12 protein-coding genes and 3 pseudogenes are annotated in these 13,640 nt (G+C 49.0%); 9 read left to right on the top strand and 6 right to left on the bottom strand.

The features are described 5' to 3' along the window. Positions 1 to 32: 32 nt before the first annotated feature. Positions 33 to 779 carry a bifunctional NADP-dependent 3-hydroxy acid dehydrogenase/3-hydroxypropionate dehydrogenase YdfG gene (ydfG, locus tag AM410_RS20190; protein ID WP_020884259.1) on the bottom strand — a complete coding sequence of 249 codons (747 nt, stop codon included), beginning with the start codon at positions 777 to 779 and terminating at the stop codon, positions 33 to 35. A 142-nt stretch (positions 780 to 921) separates the two neighbouring features. Here ydfG and dcp point away from each other — a divergent pair, with 142 nt between their 5' ends. The 6 genes and pseudogenes from dcp to AM410_RS20160 all read left to right on the top strand — a co-directional run bounded on the left by dcp (position 922) and on the right by AM410_RS20160 (position 7,924). Beyond that, positions 922 to 2,955: a peptidyl-dipeptidase Dcp gene (gene dcp / locus AM410_RS20185; RefSeq protein WP_108648347.1), complete on the top strand. Its 2,034-nt coding sequence runs from the start codon at positions 922 to 924 to the stop codon at positions 2,953 to 2,955. A gap of 83 nt (positions 2,956 to 3,038) precedes the next feature. Further along, positions 3,039 to 3,329, top strand: a pseudogene (locus AM410_RS24005) (DUF4113 domain-containing protein); the annotation flags it as partial. A gap of 130 nt (positions 3,330 to 3,459) precedes the next feature. Continuing rightward, a complete protein-coding gene (locus tag AM410_RS20175; protein WP_047366276.1) occupies positions 3,460 to 5,328 on the top strand; it encodes a DUF4209 domain-containing protein in 1,869 nt (622 codons plus the stop codon). Between the two features lie 384 nt (positions 5,329 to 5,712). Further along, positions 5,713 to 6,777 (top strand): hypothetical protein, encoded by a 1,065-nt coding sequence (locus AM410_RS20170; protein ID WP_047366275.1) that lies wholly within the window; start codon positions 5,713 to 5,715, stop codon positions 6,775 to 6,777. Continuing rightward, positions 6,774 to 7,073 (top strand): DUF6966 domain-containing protein, encoded by a 300-nt coding sequence (locus tag AM410_RS20165; protein ID WP_044867644.1) that lies wholly within the window; start codon positions 6,774 to 6,776, stop codon positions 7,071 to 7,073. The genes AM410_RS20170 and AM410_RS20165 overlap by 4 nt, the downstream gene beginning before the upstream one ends. A gap of 251 nt (positions 7,074 to 7,324) precedes the next feature. Further along, positions 7,325 to 7,924, top strand: coding sequence for a tyrosine-type recombinase/integrase (locus tag AM410_RS20160; RefSeq protein ID WP_047366274.1), 600 nt, complete (start codon positions 7,325 to 7,327; stop codon positions 7,922 to 7,924). Between the two features lie 163 nt (positions 7,925 to 8,087). On the opposite strand, the gene AM410_RS20155 is transcribed toward AM410_RS20160, so the two are convergent. Both AM410_RS20155 and AM410_RS24240 read right to left on the bottom strand, forming a co-directional pair. Then, positions 8,088 to 8,834: an SDR family oxidoreductase gene (locus tag AM410_RS20155; RefSeq protein WP_032681105.1), complete on the bottom strand. Its 747-nt coding sequence runs from the start codon at positions 8,832 to 8,834 to the stop codon at positions 8,088 to 8,090. A gap of 223 nt (positions 8,835 to 9,057) precedes the next feature. Then, positions 9,058 to 9,183, bottom strand: a pseudogene (locus AM410_RS24240) (LysR family transcriptional regulator); the annotation flags it as partial. A 225-nt stretch (positions 9,184 to 9,408) separates the two neighbouring features. On the opposite strand from AM410_RS24240, the gene AM410_RS20145 reads away from it, so the two are divergent. The 3 genes and pseudogenes from AM410_RS20145 (at position 9,409) to asd (ending at position 11,446) form a co-directional block, all read left to right on the top strand. Continuing rightward, positions 9,409 to 9,861 (top strand): cyclophilin-like fold protein, encoded by a 453-nt coding sequence (locus AM410_RS20145; protein ID WP_047366273.1) that lies wholly within the window; start codon positions 9,409 to 9,411, stop codon positions 9,859 to 9,861. Between the two features lie 37 nt (positions 9,862 to 9,898). Continuing rightward, a pseudogene (locus AM410_RS20140) lies at positions 9,899 to 10,093 on the top strand (M3 family metallopeptidase); the annotation flags it as partial. Positions 10,094 to 10,327: 234 nt separating this feature from the next. Next, positions 10,328 to 11,446 (top strand): aspartate-semialdehyde dehydrogenase, encoded by a 1,119-nt coding sequence (asd, locus tag AM410_RS20135; RefSeq protein WP_108648345.1) that lies wholly within the window; start codon positions 10,328 to 10,330, stop codon positions 11,444 to 11,446. A gap of 88 nt (positions 11,447 to 11,534) precedes the next feature. On the opposite strand, the gene iraP is transcribed toward asd, so the two are convergent. From iraP to AM410_RS20120, 3 genes are all read right to left on the bottom strand, one after another. Continuing rightward, positions 11,535 to 11,870, bottom strand: coding sequence for an anti-adapter protein IraP (gene iraP, locus AM410_RS20130; protein WP_108648343.1), 336 nt, complete (start codon positions 11,868 to 11,870; stop codon positions 11,535 to 11,537). A 135-nt stretch (positions 11,871 to 12,005) separates the two neighbouring features. Continuing rightward, positions 12,006 to 12,911 carry an alpha/beta fold hydrolase gene (locus AM410_RS20125; protein WP_020884252.1) on the bottom strand — a complete coding sequence of 302 codons (906 nt, stop codon included), beginning with the start codon at positions 12,909 to 12,911 and terminating at the stop codon, positions 12,006 to 12,008. A gap of 51 nt (positions 12,912 to 12,962) precedes the next feature. Beyond that, the gene (locus AM410_RS20120; protein ID WP_073396690.1) at positions 12,963 to 13,571 is read right to left on the bottom strand and encodes a TetR/AcrR family transcriptional regulator; all 609 of its coding nucleotides are present in this window, start codon (positions 13,569 to 13,571) and stop codon (positions 12,963 to 12,965) included. Between the last annotated feature and the right edge of the window lie 69 nt (positions 13,572 to 13,640).

The following is a 13,640-nucleotide window of genomic DNA, read 5'->3' as shown; positions in this document are numbered from 1 at the left end:
CAGACCCGGCCCGCAGGCCGGGAAGGGCAATTTTAGCCACGATGGACGCTAAGTCCGCCAAAACTCTGGCTGACTGGCATCATTTCTACCGTATTAATGTTGACGTGTTTTGGCAGCGTTGCCACCCACCAGACCGCTTCGGTGACATCTTCCGGCGTCAGGGCGTTCGCATTCTCGTAGGTTTTGTCTGCTTTCGCGTCATCACCTTTAAACCGAACGTTGGAAAATTCGGTTCCGCCTACCAGGCCCGGCTCAATATCGGTCACGCGAATGGCGGTGCCGTGCAGATCGGTACGCAGGTTAAGGCTGAACTGACGCACGAAGGCTTTGGTCGCGCCATAAACATTACCGCCCGCATAAGGCCAGCTTCCTGCGGTCGAACCGATGTTAATAATGTGGCCGCGATTGCGCTCAACCATGCCTGGCAGCACGGCGCGGGTCATGTACACCAGCCCTTTGTTGTTCGTGTCGATCATGTTTTCCCAGTCTTCGACGCTGGCTTTGTGGGCAGGCTCCATACCGAGCGCCAGACCGGCATTGTTGACCAGCAGGTCAATGGCACGCCATTCGGCCGGCAGGTTAGCAATCATCTCTTCGATGGCGGCACGGTTACGGACATCAAGCTGCGCGGTCAGGATGCTGTCACCCAGCTCATCTTTCAGCTCCTGCAGACGCTCCTGACGACGACCCGTCGCAATCACCTTATGCCCGTTGGCGACGAAGCGACGCGTGATGCTTTCACCAAAACCTGCCGTTGCCCCGGTAACTAAAATAATCATCTCACTGTTCCTCAACGCTTTTTGTGTTGTACTAACATAGCACGGCCGCGAAGGATGCGTTAAGGCAACATTTGTATGACGGCATTGCAGGCAGTGGCGGCCTGGCCTACTCTGGGAAGATAACCGTACTCAGGAGTGAAAGATGTCAGCCACTAATCCCTTTTTTGAAAGCAGCCTGTTGCCTTATCAGGCACCCCGATTCGACGAAATCAACGACGGCCACTACCGCCCGGCATTCGATGAAGCGATACGCCAGAAGCGAGCCGAAATTGACGCGATTGTCGCGCAAACGGCCGCCCCCGATTTCAACAATACCGTGCTGGCACTCGAAAAAAGCGGTGCCATGCTCTCGCGTGTCAGCAGCGTTTTCTTCGCCATGACCTCTGCGCACACCAATGATGACTTACAGGCGCTTGAGGAGCAGATCTCTACCGATCTTGCTGCGCTGGCGAACGATATCTGGCTTAACGACACGCTGTTCTCTCGTGTGGAGAGCGTCTGGCAGGATTGTGCTGCGCTGGACGCCGAATCCCGTCGGCTGGCAGAAGAGACGTACCAGCACTTTGTGCTGGCCGGTGCGCGGCTGAATGATGCAGAAAAAGCGGAGCTGAAAGCGCTGAATACCGAGGCGGCGACCCTCACCAGCCAGTTTAATCAGCGTCTGCTGGCCGCCACCAAAGCCGGTGGGCTGGTCGTGGATTATGCTTATCAGCTTGATGGACTCAGTCCTGACGAGATTGCGACGGCCGCCCATGCCGCCGCGGAGAAAGGGCTGAACGAACGCTGGTTGATTCCGCTGCTGAATACCACTCAACAACCCGCACTTTCTGCGCTGCGTGACCGTCAGACGCGCGAAAATTTGTTTAACGCGGGCTGGACGCGTACCCAGAAAGGGGATGAAAACGATACCCGGACACTGATCCTGCGTCTCACCGCGTTGCGTGCGCGTCAGGCAAAATTGTTGGGGTTTGAGGACTACGCAAGCTGGAGTATCGCCGATCAAATGGCGAAAACACCTGCCGCCGCGTTGGCTTTTATGCGCGGAATTGTGCCCGCCGCACGCACCCGAGCGATGCTTGAGCAAGCTGATATCCAAAAAGTGATTGATGACGAGCAGGGCGGGTTCACCGTGCAGGCGTGGGACTGGGCCTTTTATGCCGAGCGCGTGCGCCAGGCGAAATATGCCCTCGACGAGTCGCAAATCAAGCCGTACTTTGCGCTCAACACGGTGTTGCAGGATGGCGTATTCTGGGCTGCAAGCCAGCTGTTTGGCCTCCGCTTTGTCGAGCGTTTCGATATTCCGGTTTACCATCCTGATGTCCGCGTGTGGGAGATTTTCGACCACACCGGCGAAGGGATGGCGCTGTTCTACGGTGATTTCTTTGCCCGCGAATCGAAAGCCGGTGGGGCGTGGATGGGGAATTTCGTCGAGCAATCGTATGAGTTTGCCTCGCGCCCGGTTATCTACAATGTCTGCAACTATCAAAAACCGGCTAACGGTCAGACGGCGCTGATCTCCTGGGACGATGTGGTCACCCTGTTCCACGAGTTTGGTCATACGCTGCACGGTCTGTTTGCCAGCCAGCGCTACGCCTCCCTCTCCGGCACCAATACGCCGCGTGATTTTGTCGAGTTCCCATCGCAAATCAACGAGCACTGGGCGAGCCACCCGCAGGTGTTTGCCCACTATGCCCGCCACTATCAGACAGGAGAGCCGATGCCCGAGGCGCTGCGCGATAAAATGCTTAACGCGACGCAGTTTAATAAAGGTTATGACATGACCGAGCTGCTTAGCGCTGCGCTGCTGGATATGAACTGGCACGGCATCAGCGAACCCGTGGACGATGTTGACACCTTTGAAGCGGCAGCACTGCACAAAGAGGGGCTGGATCTGCCCGCCGTTCCACCGCGCTATCGCAGCTGCTACTTCGCCCATATCTTCGGCGGCGGCTATGCGGCAGGGTATTACGCTTACCTGTGGACGCAAATGCTGGCAGACGATGGCTATCAGTGGTTTGTTGAGCAGGGCGGCTTAACCCGCGAAAACGGGCAGAAATTCCGCGAGGCGATTTTGTCGCGCGGGAATAGTAGTGATTTAGCTGAACTTTACCGCCAGTGGCGTGGGCACGATCCGAGGATTGAACCGATGCTGGAGAATCGTGGATTGAGTGCTTAAGGGCTTTTTTAGTATGGGAACAGAACCGGGCGCGATGCCCGGTTTTTTGTCCGATTTTGTCTTCCCCAAATCATTAACGCCACATAAAGTGCCTGGATAAAATCTGGAAGGATGGCCATCGTTACCAGAAAGCCGGAATAATGTTGGGTGACTTCTTCAGCCAGGGGTTGGCCCAGCTCAACCTTTTCGATGAGAACGCACCGTATGCTGGCAGCGAAAAGTTGATTGAGGTGCTCGAACACCTGAATGCGAAAGACGGGAAAGGCACGCTTTACTTTGCAGGACAGGGCATATAGCAGTATTGGCAGATGAAACGTGAAATGCTGTCGCCGAGATATACGACCAGATATTCAGATCTGCTAAGGGTCCGGTGATTTTCCCAATTTCCAGGGCCGTTATGTGCCAGAAGCGGACTTTTAGTGGTTCTAAAAAGTCTCATGCCGCGGTCAAATTTTGTCGACCACTGCACTGGCAGGCTCAACTAAACCGTATTAAGGAATAATCATGGCAACTAAACAAGACGGCACCCAACCAAAAAGCGATATGGCGACCATGCCTGTAGTTCTGGCGGCAGCAGATGATTTCGCCGTTTTTAACTTTGATTCCTTGCTACCAGAATCGGCCTCTTGTGATTATCACGAGCTAAATATTCAGTTGGAAGCATCAGCTCGTTCCTCTAATGAGACTCAAAAAAGCGTGTATGAATTGTTCAAGGCAGTTTGCTCATTTCATTTTAGGGCTGATGACCCTGTCCAACCGTGGGGGCCAGTATGGAGTGGTCCAAATGGTCGTTCTTACATACCTAGTGACTTCCGAGGTGAACAAAATGACATTCTTTCAAACGTAGTTATTAAAATTGAAAACAGACTACTTCGAGCACGGGTGGCAGATATAATATGGACTAATGATAAAAGAAAAAAAGACGCAGCTACAATAGCAATAAATACTTATTGCGAACTAATAGACACATACAGTAACCGTAGTGTGCAGGAGGGGAATTATAGCACCTTTAATCATATGGGGAAGCTCGAGCAATTCTTAAGACGTGTGTTCGATATAGCCTCGTTAACACAGAAGAAAAACTCATTCCCGCAAAATATACAATCTGCATTTGATGTTGTATATGCAAAAGCATTAGAGCTAAAGTTGTATGTAGTATTTGAACGAGTAGCGCGGTTTGGGGCAAATAAGAAGATAATCGATTGGAGTGTTGTTGCGAAGGATGCCAAGAGACTAGCAAGTAAGATTGATGCTAATACAAATCCGGATGTTGTCAAAAAGGTACTTTATTTAGCGGCAAGTGCATTTGAAAAAAATGGGGACAATGATTCTAAGCGAGAGTGCCAAGAGAAGGCAGTAGAGCAGACACTTAAGATGAGAAAGCATGTCAGTCAGGCTTCAGCAAAAGCATACTGGACAAGCATTGCAATAGGGGAACTGCGTTCTGTAGGTGGGCACAAAGAGCGAATAGCAGCGTTGATTGCCGAGTTGCGTGACTTCCAGATGTCATCACGCGATGAATTTGCAACATTCACAATCCCCATAGATGCCGATAATGAGAGAGAAGAAACATCTAAAATCTACTCAGAACTCTCCCTCTCAGCCTGTTTGCATGAATTTGCCCTGGCTCCATACATTATATCTAAGAGCGACTTACGTCACCACGCTGACACTGTTCGAAAGGAAAGTTTTTTTAGTAATTTCATGGGAGGGGTTCATACTGATGTAGAAGGTAAGGTCTACGCCAAAACGCCTGCAGTTTCTGTCGATGGGAATCCATCGGATGAGTGGTACAAATCTCGGCATATAAGAACTCTTGATTTATTTTATCATCACTTCGTTTCAGGTTATGTAGACCCTGTTCGTTATTGTTTATCAACCCGGTTTTCTATAGAAGAACGTCATTTTGAATCAATTTCCGCATTAAGCCCATTCGTTCCACGTGGTCATGAACATATATTTTCGTTAGGCTTTTCTCGCTTTTTTCAGGGTGATTATGCTTCTGCTACTTACCTTCTCGTTCCTCAACTTGAAAACTCAATACGGTTTTATATGCACACATTGAACCGTGAGACTTCTAAATTAGATAATGAGCTTCTCCAGGAAGATCGTTCTCTATCTGGAATGCTAGAAAGCCTTCGCCCTGAGTTGGAGCAGGTCTTTGGTGGGGATTTAATAAATATTATTGATTTACTTTTTAATTACAAGCCAGGTCCGTCACTGCGCCATGAAATAGCGCACGGGAAGTTGTCTGCAGGAGGGTGTTTTAGCGCTTCAGCTATTTATGCTTGCTGGCTGATTTATCGTCTTGTCTGTTGGCCTCTGTTAGATTGCTGGGTTGAACATATAGCACCGTCTATAGAGGAAAACTAAAATTTGTGAGCCTTATGACATATAACTACTGATTACCTGCACAGGGCCTGCGTGAAGGAGAACTTCCGCTCCTCGCTCATAGCACTCATAGCGGCCCTTCAGTAAGCAAATAGATGTCTGCTTAGACAAAAGCTGACGTTAAGAGCGCTTGACCCGCTCCCCGTTCGTTAACACATAGCAACGTTAGTAATGCATTCTACGCGGTAATAACAATTGCGAGCTTCCGCTACTCGCTCGTAGCGGACCTTTTCTAGTCAGTCCCCGGTCAGATAGAACCCAGATGCTGGCGGAGCCAGCATCTGGCCACAGGGGCATTAGGGGGCTTTGCCTGTTGTCTGTAATACGCAATAATGGGGCGCATAACAGCAGCGAAAAAGGGGCTCCATGCTTCATCACAGCCAGGCAATGTCACTGGACGACATCTACCTTGAGGACATCCCTCACATTATCCACCCGGACACTGCGGCAGGAGATCTTGCAGAAACTGCATTGCCCAATCGCATCATCCAGGAGTGGAATTTACCGCAGGGCTACACCCGGTTTGTCAGCCGCTATCAACCGTTTCACTGGCAGCAACCGTGGATGGCATACCGTGACACGCTTGCCGACATCAAATCCGGGAAGCTCGTTCTGCTGAGAAAAGACATAACCGGGCATACTATTTCGGGTGTGCTGACGACATCCGGTGACCTTCGCAATGATCTGCCTCTGTTCCTTTATACCCGGCTCAGCTTCCTCCTGTCCCGGCAGCTGAAACGCCCGGGATATCACGTCCGCCCGGCGGCACCTGCGCAACATGCTCAGGCTGCAAAAACCATCAATAGCAAAGCAGCAGGCCGGTTGTTGGCCGCAGGTGGGATCTATAATGGCAATATTGATGGATTCCATCAGACCGCGCAGCAACTCGGTGGCGATGCGCCAGAGGGTTACAAGCAAGTTATGGACAATAAAGGGCTGATCATTGCTGGTGCTTCTGTTGCTGCGGGTCTTGGGCTCGGCAGAATAGGGGCGGCGAGTGAGCTTAACAATCTTCATGTTCTGGGAAAAATCGAGGGGGAATACTCGATGATAAAGCCCGGACCATTACCTAAAGAGCTAGCAGAAACTTTTTCCAGTGGTACATACAAAGAGATCACTCTATCAACAGATACGAGTTTCTATAGAGGGGGGGTTGAGGGGCGACCATTAGGTCAGTTTTTCGGGTATGAACGACCTCAAGGAGTGCTCCAAACCAGGATAGATAAGGCACTGCTACCCAAATGGCCTAATGGAAGTGAATCTCCTCTTGATAGCTATCACGAGATCCAAATACCCGCGGGAACGAAAGTATATGTTGGAGAAGTAGGCTATCAAACAGACCTTTTTTCCGGTGGCTCTGAGCAAGTTGTAGTACCTGCACCGTGGAAAATACCTGGCGTTAAGATACTTGGAAGTGGTGGTTTGAAATGAAAAATGAAATAAAGAAAACAGTAACTGACATCATTAAAATACTATCCTCAAATGAGGAGGGTTCATGGGCAAAAACATTTGAAAAACTGGCCATCGAACTCGATGTTGATTGTGAGTCATCCATTTACTCATTGAAAAAACTCTACGGCGGGATGGGGTCATTTAACGATATTGTTCTCCATAAAAATGGAATACCTCTAATTCGAGAAAATGACGAGTTAGATGATTTGAGACACAAACTCTATAAGCAACTTGACCATGCAATCGGCTTGTTAAAAGCAGGAGATTTACCCTAACGTCGTTACCGGTAGCGCCTTTGAGTTACTGGCGATGCTTACGATGAGAAAAGATAAAACTGCTATGTATTGACCCGGAAAACGACTGGAAACACGCCCGGTAAAATTTATCCGGATGCATGACTATGCAGCCAGCTGAATTACCACTCGGCTCGCCGAAACATGACCAATCGGCGGACAGCACTAAGGTCCGCTCCTCGCTGATAAGGGACAACCATACTCAAATCTCCCACATTGCAGGAGATTTGAGTATGAACACGTCACCGTGGAACAAAGACCGTATCATCGGCCAAAAAAGACCACTTCAAATATCTCATATCTGGGGGATCCTAAACCGGCTTGAACTGGAAGGTAAAACGCGCGATTTAGCTCTGTTCAATATGGCCCTGGACAGTAAGCTTCGAGGCTGTGATCTGATTAAACTCAAAGTATCTGATGTGGCATATGGTAGCTTGGTTTCAAGCAGAGCAACGGTGTTGCAACAGAAAACCGGTAGTCCTGTGCAATTTGAGATAACCAAAGGAACAAGAGAAGCTGATGCATTGATAAATCTTGGCAATTTGCACAGTAAAGACTTCTTGTTCCGGTCTCGGGTCGGAACTAATCAGCACCTATCAACCCGACAATACAACCGAATCTTTCATGGGTGGGTAGAAAAGCTTGGTCTCGAAGATTCGCTTTACAGCACACATTCCATGAGAAGAACAAAACCTTACCTGATCTACAAGAAAACCAAGAATCTTCGGGTGATCCAACTTCTGTTGGGCCATAAGAAACTGGAAAGCACAGTCCGCTATCTGGGCATTGAAGTAGATGATGCGTTAGAGATCTCTGGATCGATTGAAGTCTAAGGTTGTCAGGGCTGCAACAGCAGGCCTGTGCCAGAAGCGGACATTTCTCGCTGTTAGGTGCAGGAAAAATCGTGTTTTTAGGCTTAGGAAAAGGCATAGGGGTATGCCGAATCTGAAAGCCTAAATCCTGATAGTTTTTCTCCAGTTGCCGCCACTAAACTAATTACAATTCCTGAGCCGTTGGTCTGAAAATAATTTCACTCACACCAACATCTTCTGGTTCATTAATTGCGAAGGCTACCATGCGTGCAAAGGTTTCTGCTGGCACGCCAACATTTTCAACGTAATCCTGGTTTGCAGCCTTAACATCTTTATCCGTTATATGCTCCAGCAGTTCTGTTTTAACAGCACCGGGGGAGACTAACGTGACGCGAATGTTATGTGCCGCCATTTCCTGGCGCAAACCATCGGTTAATGCACGAACAGCAAATTTTGTCGCCGAATAGACAGCAGAACTCTGGAAGACAAGGTGTGCAGCAACAGATGCGGTGTTAATGATATGACCTGTTTTTTGTGATTTCATATAAGGCAGCACCGCAGCAATCCCGTGTAGAACCCCGCGCAGATTGACATCAATCATCTGATTCCATTCATCGACATTTCCCTGTTCAAGGCGGGAAAGTGGCATCAGGCCGGCATTATTGATAAGAACATCTACACGACCGAATTTGTTGACCGCAGTCTCAATGAGGTTGTTTACGTCATCAAGTTTCGTCACATCGGTTGCGACGGCGATGGCTTCTTTATTCTGCTTTTGGAGCTCACTCGCAATGGCCTCTATGCGGTCTATTCTCCGCGCTGCCATCACAACCTTTGCTCCTTTTTCAGCAAGATAACGTGCAGCCGCTTCACCCATACCGCTTGATGCACCCGTGATTACAATTACTTTGCCTATGATGTTATCTGTCATTTTTACTATTCCTGAATAGGTGATGGGCTGTTGTCACCACTATCAGACTGAGATCAGGTTCAATCTCTTCAGACTTCAGTGACACATTCCTGAACAGGGATAATCTTAGCAGCAGAGCATTAATTCGATAATGCGTATAAATTTATATTGATTATGAGTACAGCTCATTAATTGGAGATACGTTACGGGTAGTTCGTGTGAGCAGTAGGATCTGCAGCCGTTATTCCCGCGTCGATATTGCCTGGCTGAGAGCCGGTTGCGCCCCCCTTGGTTGAGCCTTCGCACGGGTTAAACTCCCTTCGCGGGTGACGGTAATGAAATAAAGGAGGTCATTCAGATTACGTTTCATCAGTGAAATACTCGCAAAACATAACTATAGCTTATAAGCCCATTAAGCAATCATTAGCTAGTCAGCATACATCTATCGTGTAGAATTTTCAGTAAGAGAGGAGTCCGGAGATAAGCATATGGTTCTGAACCCATTTGATAAATTGACTTCTTTTTAAAAGATTATCTAAAATAATCATTGATACTGCACCTGAAAGGTGCAGTACATTTGCGGGAGAGAATCTGGATGAAAAAAATATTATTCCTGTTATTTATTATCATCACGAGCTTTTTATTCCCGGTTCGTGCCAGTAATTCTTTACAGACAGACAAGGAAAAAGCCGTGACCATTAAAATGACTATCAATCAGCAAACTTTTTACGTTGAACTTAAGAATAATCCAGCCGCAAAGGCATTTATTGAACAGCTTCCCCTGACTCTAACGATGGAGGAACTTAACGGGAACGAGAAATTTGCTGATCTGCCCCGTCCCTTACCGACCCACCAGGTCAAACCTGGAACCATTAATCAGGGCGATCTCATGTTATATGGCCATCGTACCCTGGTACTTTTTTATGAGACCTTTCAGACAAACTACGGATACACACCCGTTGGCAGAATAATAGCGCCAGAAAATCTTGGTAAAATTGCAGATGAAAAAGAAGTAATAGCAAGGTTTACCACAGATAAAAAAGGTTGATCTGTATTATCAAACACTGAATCTGGATTACCTATAGACGCAAATGCTGGCAGACGATGGCTATCAGTGGCTTGTCGAGCAGGGTGGTTTGACCCGCGAAAACGGACAGACATTCCGCGAGGTGATTCTGTCGCGCGGGAGCAGTAGTGATTGAGCTGAACTTTACCGGAACTGGCGCGGCCACGATCCGAGGATTGAACCGATGCTGGAGAATCGCGGGTTGAGTGCGTAGCGCTGATTCAGATCAGCCACAAAACCGGGCGTGAGGCCCGGTTTTTGTTTGATTATGTCTTACCCACAATTTTAATTATTTATGCCGTGTAAAAGGTATAAATATTGCTGATGCCGTATGAAACATTTTAATAATGGCCGAATGTGATGCAATTCGTAATGACCATTAATGTGGGATGAGATATAACATGTTTTGAAAAATTAACATTCTCATAACGTCATTAAGGTTAAGCAAATGAAGCAGGTTGGTATTGTTGGTTGGCGAGGAATGGTGGGCTCTGTTTTGTTACAAAGAATGGTCGAAGAGAACGACTTCGACAATATTTCCGCGCATTTTTACAGTACTTCCAGTGCAGGGGCTGCTGGTCCCGTCATTGGTGGCGTCAACCACACACTCAAAGATGCTAATTCTATTAGCGCTCTGGCCGAAATGGATATCATCATAACCTGTCAGGGCGGGGATTATACCAAAGCAATTTATCCTAAGTTGATTAGCCATGGCTGGCAAGGCTACTGGATTGATGCGGCCTCAGCGCTCCGGATGGATGAAAAAGCCTGCATTATTCTCGACCCGGTCAACCGCACAAATATCGATCGTGCCATCAAAGAGGGAATTAAACTTTTTGTTGGGGGCAATTGTTCCATTACGCTGAGTCTTATGGGACTGTCAGGCTTAATTAAAGCTGATCTGATAGAATGGATGAGTGTGATGACCTATCAGTCTGCATCCGGAGCGGGTGCTAAATATGTCCGGGAATTAATTGCTCAAAGCGCTTATATCAGTAAACATTTATCTTCTGATGAGCTGGAATCCTCAGGTTCAGTGCTTCCTTTAGTCAATAAAGTGAGTGAATTAATTAACAGTGCTAACATGCCCATCCAGAATTTCGGCGCGCCTTTAATGGGCAGTATTATTCCATGGATTGACAGCGATTTAGGGGATGGTAATAGCAGAGAAGAATGGAAGGGTGAGGCAGAAACGAACAAAATTCTTGGTCTCTCTCCGGGTACGATTGCAGTAAATGGCTTGTGTATTCGGGTCGGTGTGATCCGTTGCCATAGTGCTGCAATAACCCTGAAGCTCAAGCGTGAAGTCAGCGAAGAAGAATTTGCAGAGCTTGTGACGCATTCCCATCCATGGGTTAACTATGTGCCCAATAATAAGGATGACAGTGTCAGTAAATTGACTCCCGCTAACATTAGCGGTTCGCTGCAGGTGGGTATTGGCCGTTACAAGAAAATGTCGCTTAACAATGACCCTATATACTCGGTTCTGACGGTCGGCGATCAGCTGTTGTGGGGCGCTGCGGAACCCTTGCGACGGATGTTGAATATTCTGCCTGGCAAAGTCTAATCACGCTCACACGGTCAGGGCGCGCTGCGCGTAAGGCGTGGGTTTAACGAGAAGCTGGAGACTTAACTCCAGCCTCAAGGAATGGGTTTCAATCTGAGGCCGTTTCGCCTGGGGCTTCCTTTAACGATTCGATACTGATCTCTGAGTCATTAGTTTCGAGTAGCTGGGTTAATAAAATCAGGTTATTGAATTCGTTCAGTAATATTTCAGCGTCGGATTTGAGCGGCGTATCTGCTGCTTCAAGCGCTGCGTTGATCGCTTTTCTGACATTCTCGAGCATTTCGTTCATACCGCCATTTTTACCAATGGTCAGTAACAACGCGCCTATCAACAAAGACTGCGCTTCTACTTTGGCCGCCAGCTCTTTAGCTTCAGCGTCCATTTTGGAAATTTTTGCGATAACACTGAGTATCAAGTTTTTCATAATGCCCCCTTATTTTCTTTGCGAGATTAACTCCTTAATAAATTTTGAGCGAGGTTTATTTTATGGCGACAGCAATTGTCTTTGTTGATGAAGCAGGGCACGGTGCCAGCAGTGATCAACACCGTGCGCTTCCTGTTAACGGAAGAAGTCTGCCAGGGCCTCACTCAGGGCCTGAGGTTGTTCATCCGGAATGAAATGACCGCAATGAGCAAGCGTAATGCCACTCACCGTCTCTGCAAACTGGCGAAGCGGGGCCGCCATATCGGCAATCGAACCCTGATCGGCACTGACGGCCAGCAGCGGCACCCGAAGTTTTTGTGTTTCAGCCAGCGTCCGGTTCTGAACAGCGGAGACCGCCGCTTCTCTGTAAGGGGCCAGCCCGGCACGCAGCGCCCCGTTTTGCTGCATCAGGCGGACATACCGGGCGATATCCGCATCGCTAAAGGCCATCGGACTGGCGGTTTTTCGCCTCAGGAACCATTCGAGGTAAATCTCTTCACGCCCGCTAATTAAGGCTTCCGGCAGGTCGGGGAGAAGATGAAACGCGAAGTGCCAGGTTTTCCAGGCTTTTTCTGGCGTCGCGGGCAGGGCGTCCGGCAAAGTAATACCCGGGATACCGGCATCAAGCAGAGCCAGCTTGATTACCTGCTGTTCATAACGCAGGGCATACGGCCAGGCAACCCATGCACCTACATCGTGGGCGGCCAGGTAATGTCTTGTGATCCCAAGTGTCTGCACCAGCCCAAAAACCGAACTGGCAAGCGTGAGGGTATCGTAGCCAGACTGTGGCTTATCGGAGTCGCCCTGGCCCGGGAGGTCGAGTGCGATGATATCGTAACGATCGGCTAAAAGAGCCATCACCTTATGCCAGGCAAATCCGCTTTGCGGGAAGCCTGCAAGCAGCACGATTGTTTCACCTTGCGTCTGTCCGCCTCTGACATAGTGCAGACGAACCCCATCGACCGTTGAGTAATAGTGCGCAAAACCGGGCAAGCCCGCGACAGGCTGCGACCACGGAAGGGGGATTGAATTCTCAGACATGACTACCTCCAGCTATTTAGGAAATGATCATTTCCTTTATGGGTAAATTTTTTAGGCGAGTAGCGCCATCACCGTCTCTACCAGCCGTTCGCGTGCCGGTAATTCTCCGGCTTTGCCCGCCACACGCATGCCCAGGACCACGCACAGCAGAACGCCGCTCAACGCCTGCGCGTCGTGTCGTGAATTTACCGAACCGTCCTGCATACCCTGTTCAATCAGCTGGAGGATCGCGTGCTGATTTCGCGCAAGCGCGCTCTGCACCAGCCCGGCAATTTCGCCGTCAAACTGGCTGAGTTCAAGGGTGCTGCCGACCACCAGGCAGCCGCGGCGCCCTTCGACAGCACTGGCCGATTCAAGATAAAAGTTCAGCAGCTCGGCTATTTTGGCCCGGCCATCAGGTTGTCGCGCCAGACGCTCGCGCAACGATTGATTACGCAGGGAGGTATAACGTGCGAATACCTGTAGGAACAGGCCACGTTTATCGTGAAAGGCTTTATAAATACTGCCCGCAGTGAGCTGCATCGCGTCGCTCAGGTCACTTATCGACGCGCTGTGGTAACCCTTTTCTCTGAATACCGGCATCGCCAGATCCAGGGCCGCATCGAGATTAAATTGCCGCGGACGTCCGCGCTCGCGTGCGTTCTGTAGCTTCTCAGACATTGTGCTCATCATTTAGGAAACAATCGATTCCTAAATACTCCCATAAATGGGCGTATCTGGAAAGCGTGA

The sequence above is a fragment of the Enterobacter cloacae complex sp. FDA-CDC-AR_0164 genome (genome assembly GCF_003071645.1).
Classification (GTDB): domain Bacteria; phylum Pseudomonadota; class Gammaproteobacteria; order Enterobacterales; family Enterobacteriaceae; genus Enterobacter; species Enterobacter ludwigii.
This window is presented reverse-complemented; position numbering and strand designations above follow the sequence as displayed.